14 protein-coding genes and 1 pseudogene are annotated in these 16,365 nt (G+C 31.4%); 1 reads left to right on the forward strand and 14 read right to left on the reverse strand.

All coding sequences use genetic code 11. From position 1 onward, the window contains the following. Positions 1-12: 12 nt before the first annotated feature. The 5 genes and pseudogenes from LQ615_RS09710 to LQ615_RS09730 form a co-directional block, all read right to left on the reverse strand. The gene (locus LQ615_RS09710) at positions 13-1,323 is read right to left on the reverse strand and encodes a YjiH family protein (protein ID WP_016999171.1); all 1,311 of its coding nucleotides are present in this window, start codon (positions 1,321-1,323) and stop codon (positions 13-15) included. A 27-nt stretch (positions 1,324-1,350) separates the two neighbouring features. Continuing rightward, positions 1,351-2,835, reverse strand: a complete 1,485-nt coding sequence (gene hutH, locus LQ615_RS09715) for a histidine ammonia-lyase (RefSeq protein WP_064204304.1) — start codon at positions 2,833-2,835, stop codon at positions 1,351-1,353. 90 nt (positions 2,836-2,925) lie between these two features. After that, positions 2,926-3,363, reverse strand: a complete 438-nt coding sequence (gene hutP / locus LQ615_RS09720) for a hut operon transcriptional regulator HutP (RefSeq protein WP_016999173.1) — start codon at positions 3,361-3,363, stop codon at positions 2,926-2,928. A 938-nt stretch (positions 3,364-4,301) separates the two neighbouring features. Further along, positions 4,302-4,713: pseudogene (locus LQ615_RS09725) on the reverse strand (carboxymuconolactone decarboxylase family protein). Between the two features lie 204 nt (positions 4,714-4,917). After that, positions 4,918-5,085: a LysR family transcriptional regulator gene (locus LQ615_RS09730; protein ID WP_082892484.1), complete on the reverse strand. Its 168-nt coding sequence runs from the start codon at positions 5,083-5,085 to the stop codon at positions 4,918-4,920. A gap of 603 nt (positions 5,086-5,688) precedes the next feature. On the opposite strand from LQ615_RS09730, the gene LQ615_RS09735 reads away from it, so the two are divergent. After that, positions 5,689-6,501, forward strand: a complete 813-nt coding sequence (locus LQ615_RS09735) for an NAD(P)H-hydrate dehydratase (protein WP_064204303.1) — start codon at positions 5,689-5,691, stop codon at positions 6,499-6,501. 72 nt (positions 6,502-6,573) lie between these two features. Here the strand turns inward: LQ615_RS09735 and gyrA are convergent, their stop codons facing one another. The 9 genes from gyrA to LQ615_RS09780 all read right to left on the reverse strand — a co-directional run bounded on the left by gyrA (position 6,574) and on the right by LQ615_RS09780 (position 16,358). Then, positions 6,574-9,174 carry a DNA gyrase subunit A gene (gene gyrA, locus LQ615_RS09740; RefSeq protein WP_064204302.1) on the reverse strand — a complete coding sequence of 867 codons (2,601 nt, stop codon included), beginning with the start codon at positions 9,172-9,174 and terminating at the stop codon, positions 6,574-6,576. Positions 9,175-9,207: 33 nt separating this feature from the next. Continuing rightward, positions 9,208-11,130, reverse strand: coding sequence for a DNA topoisomerase (ATP-hydrolyzing) subunit B (gyrB, locus tag LQ615_RS09745; RefSeq protein ID WP_194200249.1), 1,923 nt, complete (start codon positions 11,128-11,130; stop codon positions 9,208-9,210). Positions 11,131-11,152: 22 nt separating this feature from the next. Next, the gene (recF, locus tag LQ615_RS09750) at positions 11,153-12,268 is read right to left on the reverse strand and encodes a DNA replication/repair protein RecF (protein ID WP_064204300.1); all 1,116 of its coding nucleotides are present in this window, start codon (positions 12,266-12,268) and stop codon (positions 11,153-11,155) included. A 2-nt stretch (positions 12,269-12,270) separates the two neighbouring features. Next, positions 12,271-12,492 (reverse strand): S4 domain-containing protein YaaA, encoded by a 222-nt coding sequence (gene yaaA / locus LQ615_RS09755; protein WP_016999178.1) that lies wholly within the window; start codon positions 12,490-12,492, stop codon positions 12,271-12,273. A gap of 195 nt (positions 12,493-12,687) precedes the next feature. Beyond that, entirely contained in the window at positions 12,688-13,101 is a 414-nt protein-coding gene (locus LQ615_RS09760) for a disulfide oxidoreductase (protein WP_016999179.1), read from the reverse strand. 9 nt (positions 13,102-13,110) lie between these two features. After that, positions 13,111-13,848 (reverse strand): DsbA family protein, encoded by a 738-nt coding sequence (locus tag LQ615_RS09765; protein WP_064204298.1) that lies wholly within the window; start codon positions 13,846-13,848, stop codon positions 13,111-13,113. 123 nt (positions 13,849-13,971) lie between these two features. Further along, entirely contained in the window at positions 13,972-15,222 is a 1,251-nt protein-coding gene (locus tag LQ615_RS09770; protein ID WP_064204297.1) for an ABC transporter permease, read from the reverse strand. Then, positions 15,215-16,114, reverse strand: a complete 900-nt coding sequence (locus LQ615_RS09775; protein WP_239703882.1) for an ABC transporter ATP-binding protein — start codon at positions 16,112-16,114, stop codon at positions 15,215-15,217. Before LQ615_RS09775 ends, LQ615_RS09770 begins: the two co-directional genes overlap by 8 nt. A gap of 4 nt (positions 16,115-16,118) precedes the next feature. Continuing rightward, on the reverse strand, positions 16,119-16,358 hold the full coding sequence (locus LQ615_RS09780) for a helix-turn-helix transcriptional regulator (protein WP_016999183.1): 240 nt from the start codon (positions 16,356-16,358) through the stop codon (positions 16,119-16,121). Positions 16,359-16,365 lie beyond the last annotated feature (7 nt).

Here is a 16,365-nt window from a genome sequence, read left to right on the forward strand (position 1 = left end):
ATTTCCCCTTTATTAAAAGATTAGTAAACTTAATGGAATTGCTATTAATAATGTAAGTGCGACACGAATAAACCAAATCACCACAAGTTTCCAAATTGGAATTTTAATATCTGTAGCTAAAATACAAGGTATTAAAGCTGAGAAGAATATAATTGCTGAAATACTTGTAATAGCTACTACAAATTTCACTTCTATTGCTGCTTTCACCACTAACAATGATGGTAAGAACATCTCTATGATTGATATCATGGATGCTTTTGCTAATAAAGGCTTATCATCAATAGGAAAAATATAAATAAATGGATAGAAAATATAGCTTAACCAATCAATAATAGGTGTGAAATTAGCTAATATTAATCCTAAAAATCCAATCGATAATATAGATGGTAAGATAGCCATCGTCATCTCTACGCCATCTTTAAGATTAAGGCCTATATTTTTAAATAATGTTAATGATTGATATGATTGTTTCTTTGCTTCATCATAAGCAGCTTTCATATAATTCCCTTTAACTTTAGATTCTTTTTGTCCTTCTTGATTATTGTAATATGCCTCTGATTCTCTAGAGATCGGTGGCAAATGAGCAGAAATTGCTGTTACAACAAATGTGATTATTAATGTACTCCAGAAGAATAAATTCCAGTGACCCATTAAGTCTAACGTTCTCGCTACAATAACCATAAATGTAGCAGAAACTGTTGAGAATCCTGTTGCGATTATGACCGCTTCTTTCTTGTTATACATGCCATCTTTATATACTCTGTTTGTGATAAGTAATCCTAAAGAGTAGCTACCTACAAATGATGCCACAGCATCAACAGCAGACTTACCTGGTGTCTTAAATATGGGTCTCATAATCGGTTGCATCAATACCCCAATAAATTCTAGTAATCCATAACCTACTAAAAAGGAAAGTGCAATCGCTCCTACTGGAATTAAAACACTTAGTGGTAACATCAACTTATCAAATAAGAACGGTCCATAATCCTTATCAAATAATAATTTAGGTCCTATCTTAAATACGTACATAATGCCTATCACTGCACCAAGTAGCTTAAAAATAACAAGAACACAATCTGTAAAAGATTTTTTAAAATCCATTCTGATAACAGGTAAAATAGCGCCTATTATAATGATAATTAATGCATAATAAGCAGTTAAATCTCCTAACAATGACCGAATACCTAAGTGAATGTGGTCAACAAGTATCGTATTATCTTTACCTATTTGTATAGGAATAAAGAATAAAATAATACCTATAATGCTAAATACATAGAATTTCCACATATCTTTACCTTTGTCTTGAAACTGTTGATTAATCATCACAACACCCCTTTGTTTCAAAATTCACTATCTTAAATATTCACATACCCTTTCTATATCGTGATGAAAGACTCTATCTTCAGTTATCGAAGGTACAACTTCTCTTAACTCCATATATTTTTCTTTTGTTCTAGGTGAAAGCTTTTCTACCCCTTTAATTTCTACCGCTTGTAGAGCGATGATACATTCTATCGATAATACTCTTCTTACATTTTGGATAATTTGATAAGCATGTCTTGCTCCAATCGTACCCATCGAAACATGATCTTCTTGGTTAGCTGAAGAAGGTATTGAATCGACGCTAGCAGGATGTGCTAAAGTCTTATTTTCTGATACAAGCGAAGCGGCAGCATATTGCATAATCATTGCTCCACTTTGTAAACCTGGTTCAGGACTTAAAAATGCTGGTAATCCACCATTTAATTGTGGATTAACTAACCTTTCTAATCGACGTTCAGAAACATTCGCTAATTCTGCAACTCCGATTTTCAAGAAATCCACAGCAAATGCTATTGGTTGTCCATGGAAGTTTCCACCTGATATAACGAGTGTTTCATCATCTTTATCAAATATTAATGGATTATCGTTTGCAGCATTCATTTCTAATTCTAATTTTTCTTTCACATAATTTAGCACTTGAAAACTTGCTCCATGAATTTGTGGGATACATCTTAATGTATATGCATCTTGCACACGTACTTCCCCTTGACGTGTTGTAAGTTTTGAACCGTCTAACCAATTACGCATTCTTTCAGCCACTTCAATTTGTTCATTAAAGTTTCTTACGATATGCACATGCTCATCATATGCATCCACAATTCCATTTAAAGCTTGATGTGTTAATGAAGCAATCCACTCTGAATTATAAGCAATATTTTCCGCTTCTATATACGCAATAACGCCTTGAGCTGTCATTGCTTGAGTTCCATTTATTAATGCTAAACCTTCTTTAGCTTGTAATGAATGAGGCTCTAATTCCAGTTTGTGCAAGACTGCTTTAGCGTTTAGTGTTTCACCTTTATAATGCACATCGCCTTCCCCAATTAAAGCTAATGCTAGGTGTGATAATGGAGCTAAATCACCTGAAGCTCCTAAAGATCCTTGCTCTGGTATAACCGGTATAATTCTTCTGTTAATAAATTCGACTAACAAGTTTACTAAGTCTTCTGTTACACCTGAGTGGCCTTTTAACATTGTATTTAATCTTAAAATCATCATGACTAATGAAACATTGTCTGGAAAGGCTTTTCCTACGCCACAAGAATGTGAACGAATTAAATTAATTTGTAAGTCATTGTATTTTTCTTGCTCAATCAATACATCACTGAACAATCCAAATCCAGTTGTTATACCGTATACAGTTTCTTTATTATTTATGATTCGTTCAACTGTTTCTCTACTTTTTCTAACATTAATTAAAGCTTCCTCTGAAATAGATATTTGCCTATCTTCTTCTAAAAATGTTTTAATATCTTGAATCGTTAAATCTTTACCTTTTAATATTAAAGTCACAAATAACACTCCTTTGGACACAAAAAAATACAACAAAAATTTATTTGTTGCACCTTTCTCTTATCTAATGTCTAATAGGTGTTCTTATGTCTATATATGATTGATACCTAAACCGATTGTTTCATGTTCTTTTCCTTTAATAGGAGCTCCTATTGTGCCGTATAGACTAACGGCTATCCATTCTCCTTCTTGTTTATCAGAATATGGATATCCTCTCACAACAGAAAATTTTAAACCAACAGTTCTCATAATTTCACCTATAGATAATTCACCTCTCGTAATACCATTTACTGCTTCTAATATTGCATGATACAAAGCGTGTGTTTCTCTATACTGCGTTTCAGATATAAGGTTCTGTCTTCTAGCTGCTGTCTCTATTGAAGAGATAATCTTATTAAGCGACATCGTTCCAATCTTACCAACTATAAATTGCATTTGATCGCAGTCTGGATTCAATTGTTTCGCAGTTTGCTCATCAGTAAGAGTTAATAATGTAGCATACTTACCAATTGATATTTGTTCAGTCATGTGAAAACTCCTATCTTATCTAATAACTAATATCTATATTCACATTATATTTTTAGTATACGCTTTCATAATTTTTATAACAATACTTTTTAAGATATCCGTAACACAGTGATTGATTAATACATTAGCTTATTAAAGTTTTTTATTTAGTTCAATTAGTAGGATAAGTTGAAGTACTAAAAAAATGTTTTTTCACTTTAAAATCAATATGATTATCTTCTATAATTTCTTTAAAAATGTATTAACATTTTAATGTCTTGATTTTATCAATACAATTATTTAAATAACTTCACAAAAAATTTAGTATTAGTTAAGGACATTTTTATATCCATAACTAATATGTCTAAATTAAATTGATTACAAACGCTTATTTAAATGTTTTTAATCAAAAAATATAGTACTAGTTATGGACATTTTTGGGTCCATAGCTAATACTATATAAGTTAAATTGCTAAAAAAGTGTTTTTTAACTTTAAGATCAACATGATTATCTTCTATAATTTCTTTAAAAATGTATTAACATTTTAATGCTCTGATTTTTATCAATACAATTATTTAAATAACTTCATAAAAAATTTAGTAATACATCTGAACCTTTTTCGGTTCGTTCATAAATCTTACTATATAAGTTAAATTGCTAAAAAGTATTTTTTCATTTTAAGATCAATATGATTATCTTCTATAATTTCTTTAAAAATGTATTAATATTTTAATTCCCTGATTTTTATCAATACAATTATTTAAATAACTTCAAATAAACTTAGTAATACTTACTCATTTTTCAAAATATATTGATTAAATAATTTTATATAATATTAAGAAATACTAGACTGCTTGTTTATCTCTATTAAATATAAGATATTAATAGCCTAGAAATAGAGTTTTTATTAAATTACCATTAAAAATATTTAATGTATTGTAATATTATATTTTCATAATTACTCTACCTTAGAAGCATCTATAGTAATATTTTTATAAGAAAATACTTTTTGAGCCATAGTTAGTACATTTAACACACGTGGAAAAACAGTATATGGTAGGTATTAACTGAGTAATTGTTTCTATAATTTCTTCTACTGTAACTCCAGAAGTTAATGCTGTATTTATATGTAATTCTAATTGTGGCCCTGCACCTTGTCTAATAAGAGAAGATATTGATACTAAGACACGTTCTTAGTTCGTTAATCCCTTATTTGAATAAATATCACCATATGCAAATTCTATTATATATTTTGATACATCTGGTGTGATGTCTTTCATATCTTCAGTTATTTTTAAATGCATTGATCCAGTTGTTGTTGTAAATTCCATTAATTTACTTATACCTTGTTGACATCTATTACTTTCCATTATTTAAGCCTCCACATATTATTTTTCATTTACAATATTTATTTCTGAACAATAAATACTATACTATCATTTAATTTATTAGTTAAATATATATTATAAGGTCTATAATTAAGATTTATAAGTAATTACTAGCCGTTTTATAAAATGTAGTCAATAAATGCTTGAGTTGCATAAAAACGATGCTTTCTTTTTTAACTATAATAACTATTTCCCACAATATAGGAAGCACATTAATTCCATTCCTAATTCTATTTCAAATGACATAATTGTTTTACTTAATGCAGATTGTGAAATACGTAATTCTTCTGAATCTTGTGTAAAACTTCCTAATTTAGTAACTGTCATAAAATAATTAAATTGACGAATTTCCAAATTAGTTCACCTCTATATCATTACTCAATATTATAGATATTAGTATACCAATTCATTTTATTTATTAAATATTAGTATAAACTAATTATGTCGAAAGAATAAGTGCAGAATTAAAACTATAAAAATACACTTACAAACATCTCACATTCTATTATAAATATTGATTTGAAAGAGCGAAAAATTAAATTATCAAGGGGAGAAGTAGTATCTCCTCATATTAATAAAAAACACTATGTTATATTATAAAATCATACACAGATTCATGTTTTAAAAAATATATTGAAGCACACTTGTTTATTGATGTCTAAAATAGCTATAATTCTAAATAAATTCCCATTTATATAGAGGTCAATTCCAAAAAATCAATTGTCGATATTCAAAAATTATTTGATTATTCTCTACTTAATTGTTAATGATAAATCTACAAATATTTTAGATCAAATTATTATCAATTACGTTGCTTATATCGCTTTTTTTATAGAAATTTAGTTTGTTTCTTTTGGTTATACTAGTATCATAATGTTAAATTTAATAGAATATACTGTTAAATTCATAATTAAAGTGGCATAATAAATCGTACAATTAATTGAAGGTGGGTTAATTATGAAAACAATTTCGTCTGTTACAATTCCAAAAAGAGAGCAGGAATCTCACAAAGGCGATTATGGTAGGATTTTATTAATTGGTGGAAATGCTAATTTAGGTGGCGCTATTATGTTAGCTGCAAGAGCTTGTGTATTTAGTGGAAGTGGTTTAATTACAGTTTCTACACATTCATCAAACTTTGCTGCTTTACATTCACGTTGTCCTGAAGCAATGGTTTCAGATATAACTGACTTGAAAAAACTCTCTAAATTAATAGAACAATCAGATTGTATTTTGATTGGACCTGGACTCGGCTTAGATTTTAAAGGCAATAATACTTTAACGTTTTTATTCCAAAATATTCAGCCTCATCAAACGTTAATTATTGATGGTGATGCTATTACGATATTGAGTAAATTAAATCATACTTTACCAGAATGTGAAATTATCTTTACGCCCCATCAAAAAGAATGGGAAAGACTCAGTAATATACCAATCGAAGAACAAACTTATGAGAGAAATAAAGAAGCAGTCAAAGCATTAAATGCTACTGTCGTCTTGAAACAACATGGTACGGAATTATACTTTAAAGATCATGAATATAAATTATCTATAGGTACACCTGCTATGGCAACTGGTGGTATGGGTGATACTTTAGCAGGGATGATAACAAGTTTTGTAGGACAGTTTGATTTAGAAGAAGCGGTTATCAATGCTACTTATATGCATAGCTATATAGGTGAAAAACTTTCTAAAGATATGTACATTGTCCCACCATCTAAACTTATAGATGAAATTCCTTATGCTATGAAATCATTCGAAACAGAATAAAACATATAAAAATACTCCCTCCTAAAACTTCACTATAATAACAGTGACTATTAAGAGGGAGTATTTTATTTATTATTCTTCGTCGTCTTCATCGTCTTGTTTTTCAATATCTTTGTTTACACGATCCATGAAGTCTTCTCTTAGTTCTTCTTTTTCATTTGTATTCTCTGTTGCTGGTGTATCTAAAGTTTCTTCTAGTACACCTTCAATTGGAGATTCTGCTATTTCATTTTCATCTGGTTCAACTTTTGCAACTGTTGCAACTTGTTGGTTTTCACCTAGACGAATTAATCTAACACCTTGAGCGCTACGACCATTTTGAGAAATATCAGCGACATGTAACCTAATAATGACACCTGAATTTGTGACAATCATTAAGTCTTCGTCACCTGTTACAGTCGTAATACATACTAGACTACCATTTTTCTCTGTTAAAGTGGCAGTCTTAATACCTTTACCACCTCTGTTAGAAATTCGATATTGGTCAGCAGCAGTACGTTTACCATAACCATTTTCAGTGACGATTAAAATCTCATCTTGTTCTTCTTCGTCGGTAACGTCTAATCCAATTACTTCATCATTTTCTCTTAATGAAATACCTCTAACGCCTGCAGCAGTTCTACCTAATGGACGTAGTTTCGTTTCATCAAATCGAATTAATGAAGCATGTTTCGTTCCGATAATAATCTCTTTCGTACCATCAGTTAGTCTAACCGCAATCAACTCGTCGTCTTCTTTAAAGTTAATCGCAATCTTACCGTTTTTGTTAATACGAGAGAAATTCGATAGTTTAGAACGTTTTACAGTACCTTTTTTCGTAGCAAATACTAGGAAGTCTTCTTCACTAGATAGATCTTTAACTGCTATCATTGTACTAATTTTTTCATCTTTATCAATTTCTAAAGCATTGACGATTGGTAAGCCTTTAGACTGTCTAGACATTTCAGGAATTTCATAGCCTTTTAGCTTGTAGACACGACCTTTATTCGTAAAGAATAATACATTATCATGTGTACTTAAAGTTACCAACTGGCTAACGAAATCATCTTCGATTGTATTCATTCCTTGTACACCACGTCCACCTCTATTTTGAGAGCGATAAGTGGATACAGGTAATCGTTTAATATAGTTGTTATGACTTAATGAAATAACGATTTGTTCTTCAGGTATTAAGTCTTCATCTTCAATTTGATCAAGTCCTGCAGCAGTTATTTCAGTACGTCTTTCATCACCATATTTTTCTTTAATCTCAATGATTTCTTCTCTAATAATTTCTAGTAATTTTTCTTCGTCATTTAAGATTTCTTTAAGTTCTTCGATAAGTTTTAGTAAATCTTGATATTCACTTTCAATCTTACCGCGCTCTAATCCTGTTAATCGACGTAGACGCATATCTAGAATGGCTTGTGCTTGTCGTTCAGATAATTTGAATCGGTTTTGCAAGCCTTCCATTGCTTCTGCATCGCTTTGAGATTCACGAATCAATTTAATAATTTCATCAATATGATCTAATGCAATACGTAAACCTTCGAGAATATGCGCTCTATCTTGAGCTTTTTTCAAGTTATATTTCGTACGTCTAGTTACAACTTCTTTTTGGTGTTCTAAATAATGATATATTACAGAACGTAAGCCTAATAGTTTAGGTTTACCGTTAACAAGTGCAATCATGTTTACACCGAATGAAGTTTGTAATGGTGTTTGTTTATATAAGTTATTTAATATAACATTCGCATTAGCATCTTTTCTAACTTCAATAACAATACGAAGACCAACTTTTAAGCTTGTTTCATCTCTTAATTCTGTAATGCCTTCGATTTTTTTATCGCGTGCTAATTCTGCAATTTTTTCAATCAATCTTGCTTTATTTACTTGGTAAGGAACTTCTGTAACAATAATGCGTTCTTTACCGTTTTTCATTACATCAATTTCAGCACGAGCTCTCATTAAAACTGAGCCACGTCCTGTTTCGTAAGCACGTCTTATTCCGCTTCTACCCATAATTAAACCAGCAGTTGGGAAGTCAGGACCTTGAACGATGTCCATTAATTCATTTGTTGTAATTTCTGGATTATGACTTAGCGCAAGAACGCCGTCTATTACTTCGTTCAAGTTATGCGGTGGAATATTTGTAGCCATACCAACTGCAATACCTGATGTACCATTCACTAACAAGTTAGGGAATCTAGCTGGTAAGACTACCGGCTCTCTCTCATTACCATCATAGTTATCTTGGAAATCAATTGTATCTTTATTAATATCTCTTAATAATTCACTTGTTATTTTAGCCATACGTGCTTCTGTATAACGCATTGCAGCAGCACCGTCGCCGTCCATTGAACCAAAGTTACCTTGACCATCTACTAATGGATAACGATAACTGAAGTCTTGTGCCATACGTACCATCGCTTCATAAATAGATGAGTCACCGTGTGGGTGATATTTACCCATTACGTCACCAACGATACGTGCAGATTTTTTATATGGTTTGTCTGAGGTCATACCTTGATCGTTCATACCATACAATATACGTCTATGAACAGGTTTTAAGCCATCTCTAACATCAGGTAGTGCACGAGATACAATAACACTCATTGCATAATCTAAAAATGACTCTTTCATTTCTCTACTGATGTTACGTTCACTCACTCTTGATTGAGGTGTTTCAGCCATTAATTATATCCTCCTTAAATCGTAAATTGTGCTTTAAATATCTAACGTTGCGTATTCAGCATTTTCTTCAATAAATTGACGACGAAACTCAACAATATCTCCCATAAGCATTTCAAACGTTTCGTCAGCTTCTATCGCATCTGTTAGTGTTACTTGAAGCATTGAACGATTTTCAGGATTCATTGTTGTTTCCCACAATTGATCTGCATTCATTTCTCCAAGACCTTTATAACGTGCTATAGACAGTTTAGGTGTTGAGCTTAACTCTTCTTTTAATTTATCTAATTCTCTATCGTTAAATACGTAATATTTCTTTTTACCTTGTTCTACTTTATATAAAGGTGGTTGTGCAATATAAACATATCCCGCTTCAATTAACGGTCTCATAAATCTATAGAAGAACGTTAATAACAATGTTCTAATATGCGCACCATCTACATCAGCATCAGTCATGATAACTAATTTATGATATCTAGCTTTACTAATATCAAATTCTCCACCAATACCAGTACCTAGTCCAGTAATCATAGAGCGTATTTCATTATTTCCAAGTATTTTATCAAGACGTGCTTTTTCAACGTTCAAGATTTTACCACGTAAAGGTAAAATAGCTTGTGTTCTAGAGTCACGACCTAATTTAGCAGACCCACCAGCAGAGTCACCCTCAACGATGTATAATTCACATTCATCTGGTTTTTTACTTGAACAGTCTGCAAGTTTACCTGGTAGACTTGAAACTTCTAATGCTGATTTACGTCTTGTTACTTCTCTTGCTTTTTTCGCTGCTAGACGAGCTCTTGACGCCATAGTACCTTTATCTACAATGATTCTAGCTACATTTGGGTTCTCAAGTAAAAATCTTTCAAATAGCTCTGAGAATAGTTTATCAACAATTTGACGCACTTCAGAGTTACCTAGTTTTGTTTTTGTTTGACCTTCGAATTGTGGGTCACTATGCTTGATAGAAACAACAGCAGTAAGACCTTCTCGTACGTCTTCACCCGAGAGTTTTTCTTCGCCATCTTTAAGAAGTTTATTCTTAGTACCATAACTATTAATCACTCTTGTTAATGCTCGTTTAAATCCATCTTCATGCGTACCACCTTCATAAGTGTGGATGTTGTTAGCATAAGTCAGTAAGTTAGTCGCAAAACCGCTATTATATTGAATTGAGATTTCAACTTCTACATCCTCTTTAGTATCATGAATGTAAATTGGATCATCAAATAAAACTTCTTTTGATTTATTTAATAATTCAACGTAAGACTTAATACCGCCTTCGTAGTAATAAGAATCTTCGAGTATATTTTCATCGTCTCTTTCGTCTCTAAGCGAAATTTGTATACCTTTATTTAAAAAGGCTAACTCACGAATACGTTTTTGTAGAATGTCGTATTCGTATTCAGTTGTTTCTGTAAAAATTTCTTCATCTGCTTTAAAGCGAATTGCCGTACCAGTATAATCTGTTTCACCAATAACTTTTAAGTCGAATTGAGGAATACCTCTTTTATATGCTTGATGATATATTTTGTTATTAAGGTGTACGTAAACTTCTAGTTGAGAAGATAGTGCGTTTACGACAGATGAACCCACGCCGTGTAGTCCACCAGATACTTTGTATCCGCCACCGCCAAATTTACCACCAGCATGCAATACTGTTAATATAACTTCAACAGCAGGACGTCCCATTTTCTCTTGAATATCTACTGGAATACCCCTACCGTTATCTGTTACTTTAACCCAGTTATCCTTTTCTATTATAAGTTCTATATGATCAGCATAACCTGCTAAAGCTTCGTCGATACTGTTATCAACGATTTCCCATACAAGATGATGTAAACCTCTTGATGCTGTAGAACCAATATACATACCAGGGCGTTTACGGACTGCCTCTAAGCCTTCTAATACTTGTATCTGATCTGCACCATAACTTACTTCGTTATTTTGTTCTGACACGTATTTCCACCTTCACTTTCATCTACTCAATAATATTGCCTTTAGATACATTAAATACCTTGGCATCTTTCATGATTTCATGTTCTATACCATCTACGGACGTAGTCGTTACAAAAGTTTGGACCTTTTCTTGAATCGTACTTAATAAATGCGTTTGTCGTTTATCATCAAGTTCACTCAATACATCGTCTAATAATAAAATTGGATATTCACCAACTACTTGATTAATCAATTCTATTTCAGCTAGCTTGATAGATAATGCTGTCGTACGTTGTTGCCCTTGTGAGCCATAAGTTTGAACATTCATATCGTTAACATGAAAACTGATATCATCTCGATGTGGACCATATCTAGCACTTCCACGCTCTATTTCTTTATCCATAGATTCATTTAATAATTTACAAAAAGCATCTTTCAAATCTTGTTGATTATGATGCGTTTCAGCAAGTTTAATATTAGGTTCATATTGAACCTGTAGTTCTTCGTTTTGACTTGTAATTCCTTTGTGAATTACTGCAGCAATCTTCTCTAACTCACTTATAAAATGCGCCCGCTTCAATGTGACGTTTGCAGCTTCTTCTGAAAATTGTTCGTTAAATACTTCTAGCATTGTACGCTCTTTCATTTTGCCAATTTGCAACTGTTTAAGGTAATGGTTTTTCTGTTTAAGTAATCTTTGATAATTTGATAAATGACTTAAATAAACCGCAGACATCTGACCGAGTTCCATATCTATAAAACGCCGTCTAATTTGCGGGCTACCTTTAACTATATTCAAATCTTCTGGTGCAAACAGTACCACATTTAAGTGACCAATATATTGCGTTAATCTACTTTGTTCTAGATGATTGACTTTCGCCTTTTTGCCTTTCTTTGTGATGATTAAAGAAATTGGCATTTTTCCATGACGATAACTAAGTTCACCTTCTATTTTACCATACTCTTCCCCAAACTGTATGAGTTCTTTATCATTCGATGTTCTATGGCTTTTTGCTAACGCTAAAGTATAGATTGATTCTAATAAATTTGTCTTACCTTGGGCATTTTCGCCAATCAAAATATTAACATTTGGATTAAATTGAAGTGTACACTTGTTATAATTTCTATAATGGGTTAAATTAAGTTCTCTTAATATCATATCTATTCACTTAGATGATTGATGCGAAATTGACCTTCAGAAGGAATTTCAATTAAGTCACCATCATGTAATTTCTTTCCACGACGTGTCTCACGTTCGCCATTAATCAGTACTTCTTCATCTTGGAGGAACCATTTAGCTTGACCACCCGTTCCAATGACGCCTTCATTTTTTAGGAATTGCCCTAAAGTAATTTCGTCTTCAACTGAGATATCTTGTACCATTATCTTCACTCCAATCTTAATTAGTCATCTCTATATTATACCTTTTTTTCACTAAAAAATCATGTTTTTAGGTACAATTCATTAAATCAAAAATAAATCTATAAAAAATTAAAATATAAAAGAAAAAACAATACGCTAATATTTAAAATAAAAAGGCTATCCACAAAGTCAAAAGACAATGGGACAGCCTTAGTATTATATTGTTTTATCTTTTTTAGTAAAAATTAATATCAAACTAACCAATAAAAATGCAAGTCCTGCTAAAAATGGAATTGTAATAAATCCAAAGACATTTATATATTCAGATGAGCAAGGCACACCTTGGGTACATGGTTTGATTTCTGCAAAGCCAGGTACTTTTTGTTCTAAATAATGCCATGTCGAAATACATAGTCCAATTAAAGAAATTGGTAATGCAATTTTTTTAACAGAATAATCATTTTGAAATGAGCCAATACCTGTAATTAACACCAATGGGTACATGCATATACGTTGATACCAGCATAGCGTACAAGGTATAAAACCACGTATTTCACTGAAATATAAGCTACCTAAAGTTGCAACTAAAGCTATTACCCAGGAAATAAAAAGTCCGTATTGTTGTTTCAAATTGACCACCTAATTTGATTTATTTTTCTTTTCGATAGCTTTATCTATAGCTTCAGAAATTTTGTCATAATCCATTGGATCTGATAATACTTTACCATCAACAACAACTGTCGGTGTTATGTCGACATCATATTTTTTCGTTAAATCAGCATCGCTATTCATTTGTTTGTATGATTCTGAATTACGATCTTTAACTAATTTCATAATTTGTTCTTTTTTATCTTTATCAATATCTAATCCATTGACGGCTTTTTTCACTACAGATTGTGTTAACCATTCATCATCACCTTGCATATCGTGATCGTCAGGTTGCGCTTCAAATAAAGCTCTGTGGTAGTTCCAGTATGCATCAGGTGCAACTTTATTCACAGCATGTGCTGAAGCTGCGCCAAGTTCAGAACCTTCACCATGGAACGGTGCATTAACAAATCTATATTCTACTTCGCCTTTATCAATATAATCTTTTTCAATTTTATCCATGAAATTTGTTTCAAATGCTTTACATGCTGGACATTTGTAATCTCCAAACTCTACAATTTGCACTTTAGCATCACCCTTTTTATGGGTTGGATTATTCTTTGTATCTTTAGATAAATCTTTAGCTTTAACTGTTCTTTCGAAGAGACTATCTTTTTCTTTGTCATCTCCGCTTCCACCGAACACGACAAGCATAACAATACCCGCAACTATAATTAGAATTGCAATCATAAGAAATATAATATTGCTATTACTATTTTTGTTTGCCATTTTAATCCCTCAATCTCTTTAGTGATAATATAAATTTTATACTATCGCTTACATAAATTCTACACGCTTCTGTAAAAAAACATTAAGGTTTTGTGACAAATGTATAGCACTTTTTATAATGAATTAATTTTTAGTCATGTTTAATGCATTTTTAAAGTTTTTAATAAGTCCTTTATCATAAGTTAACACACTGCCTCGATAAGTTTTTGCAGCGAATATTAATAAAAGGATACAAGTTATAATTGAGATAAGAATACCTAATAATATTTGCCACTCTGGCGTAGTGTCAGAAATAGTTCTAAGTAACATAACCATTGGCGATAACAGTGGTACGAAGCTTGTTACCTTAACAAGCATAGTATCCGGAGTTCCAATACTAAACATAGCAATATAGAACCCAGCTAAAGAAATAAATGTTACTGGCATCATCGATTGTGCTAAATCTTCTATACGGCTCGTTAAAGCCCCTAGAATAGCCGCTAAAGTAATATAGGTAATCACCCCTATAATTAAGAAAACAAGCCCATATACGATGATTCTTGTAGACTCAGGACCAAATTCCACACCGACTGCATCAAATAAGCCTTTTAAATCAAAAGCAAATATGCTAATTACAATGGCTAAAATAATAAAGAATATTTGTGTAAAAGCTACTGCTATCACAGATAATATTTTAGCTGCGACATGAATAGATGGTTTAACGCTCGTCACAATCATCTCGATAACTCTAGTAGTCTTCTCAGTAGCAATTTCTGTACCAATTTGATTCGCATAATTCAACGTAATGAAAAATGATAAGAATAGGATGATGTAAACGATAGCTATATTTAAAGCTTGTACTTTCGGTTTAACATCACTTGATTGTTTTTCGTCATCTTTTGACTTAATTTCTTTAGTTTGTACATCACTTGGCGTATTAAGTGCCTGTAAGTCTTTCTCTGATAAATCTAATTTTTGAGCAGTTAACGATGATTGCATTTGACTTAATGTTGTTTGTAAAGTCATTTTCTCATTTTCATCAACTGAACTTTTTTCATAAATTGTGCCATTTAATTTTTCATTTTTTATTTCAACTTGAATAAGGCGGTCGTATTTATCATCTTCCACACCTTTTTTTCCTTTTTCCAGTGATACTTTTTCAACTTTTTCTATATCATCATCTTGTTTATATTGTTTTTCTAACCCTTTATAAATCATTTCGTTATCTGTTTGAATTGCAACTGTTTTGGAACTATTATCAAAGAAATCGACAATTTTATCCACATTACTTAATGCAAAGATTAATAGCATAAATAATGCAGTCATAATAATAAATGATTTACTTTTTACTTTTTGTAAGTACGTTAAATTAAATGTAGGCCAAAACTTATTCATGTTGATCACCAACCTTAGCTATAAAGATATCATTCAGAGATGGCTCAGCAACTTGGAATCGTTTAAGATAACCAAGTTTAATTGCTTGATTATATATTTCTTCAGCATATCTTTCATCAGTAATTCTGATTTTAACGCCTTTTTTCGTATTCTCAAATACTTCAATTCCCTCGAAATCTTTTAAGAATGAAAAATCATGATTCCCCTCAATGTATATATCTTTTTTGCCAAAGTCATCTTTCACTTTATCAAGAGAACCAGAAACAACTGCTTTTCCTTTACTCATAATACATATATAATCACAAAGTTCTTCAACATGTTCCATTCTGTGTGAGCTGAATATAATCGTTGTGCCGCGTTCTTTTAATTCTTTAACAGCTGATTTTAATAATTCAACGTTTACTGGGTCTAAACCACTAAATGGTTCGTCTAATATAAGCAACTCAGGTTTATGTATGATAGCTGCTATAAGTTGTACTTTTTGTTGATTACCTTTAGATAGAGCGTCTATTTTTTTATCTTTATTTTCAAATGCATCAAATCTTTTTAGCCAATAATCAAGTTCTTGATCAATGTCTTTTTTATTCATGCCTTTTAATTCTGCTAAATATCTAATTTCTTCAAATACTTTTAATTTTGGATGCAAGCCTCTTTCTTCTGGTAAATAGCCGATTTTATTAGTCATTTTGTAATCAATCGGTTTATCATTAAATTTCACAACCCCAGTTGTTTTAGGTAGTAAGCCTAAAATCATGCGGAAAGTAGTTGTTTTACCAGCACCATTCCCACCTAAAAAGCCATACATTGTTCCTTTCGGTACTTCTAAACTGACATCTTGCACTGCATTAAAGTCATTAAACTTCTTAGATACATTTTCGATAATTAATGTCATAAGTTTACTCCTTTTTACTAGATTGAATATCCGCTTGTGAGATATTCTCGTCATCTTCAAAGATGAATAATTCATCAATCGTTACGTTAAACACTTGTGAAAGTTTATGTGCCAACACTAAAGTTGGATTGAATTTATAACGTTCAATTGAATTAATTGTTTGTCTCGACACATTGACTAATCGAGATAATTCACTTTGAGTCATTTTTCTTTCAGATCTAAATTCATAAACCCTGTTTTTCAATTAATCA

The organism is Mammaliicoccus sp. C-M13, from assembly GCF_022386845.1.
Taxonomy (GTDB): Bacteria; Bacillota; Bacilli; order Staphylococcales; family Staphylococcaceae; genus Mammaliicoccus; species Mammaliicoccus lentus.

What these genes read in the sequence shown, in the direction of transcription:
- LQ615_RS09770 (WP_064204297.1), bottom strand. Translation starts at nt 15,222, where the DNA reads ATGAATAAGTTTTGGCCTACATTTAATTTAACGTACTTACAAAAAGTA.
- LQ615_RS09775 (WP_239703882.1), bottom strand. Translation starts at nt 16,114, where the DNA reads ATGACATTAATTATCGAAAATGTATCTAAGAAGTTTAATGACTTTAAT.
- hutP (WP_016999173.1), bottom strand. Translation starts at nt 3,363, where the DNA reads ATGACTGAACAAATATCAATTGGTAAGTATGCTACATTATTAACTCTT.
- LQ615_RS09735 (WP_064204303.1), top strand. Translation starts at nt 5,689, where the DNA reads ATGAAAACAATTTCGTCTGTTACAATTCCAAAAAGAGAGCAGGAATCT.
- LQ615_RS09710 (WP_016999171.1), bottom strand. Translation starts at nt 1,323, where the DNA reads ATGATTAATCAACAGTTTCAAGACAAAGGTAAAGATATGTGGAAATTC.
- recF (WP_064204300.1), bottom strand. Translation starts at nt 12,268, where the DNA reads ATGATATTAAGAGAACTTAATTTAACCCATTATAGAAATTATAACAAG.
- gyrA (WP_064204302.1), bottom strand. Translation starts at nt 9,174, where the DNA reads ATGGCTGAAACACCTCAATCAAGAGTGAGTGAACGTAACATCAGTAGA.
- LQ615_RS09765 (WP_064204298.1), bottom strand. Translation starts at nt 13,848, where the DNA reads ATGGCAAACAAAAATAGTAATAGCAATATTATATTTCTTATGATTGCA.
- yaaA (WP_016999178.1), bottom strand. Translation starts at nt 12,492, where the DNA reads ATGGTACAAGATATCTCAGTTGAAGACGAAATTACTTTAGGGCAATTC.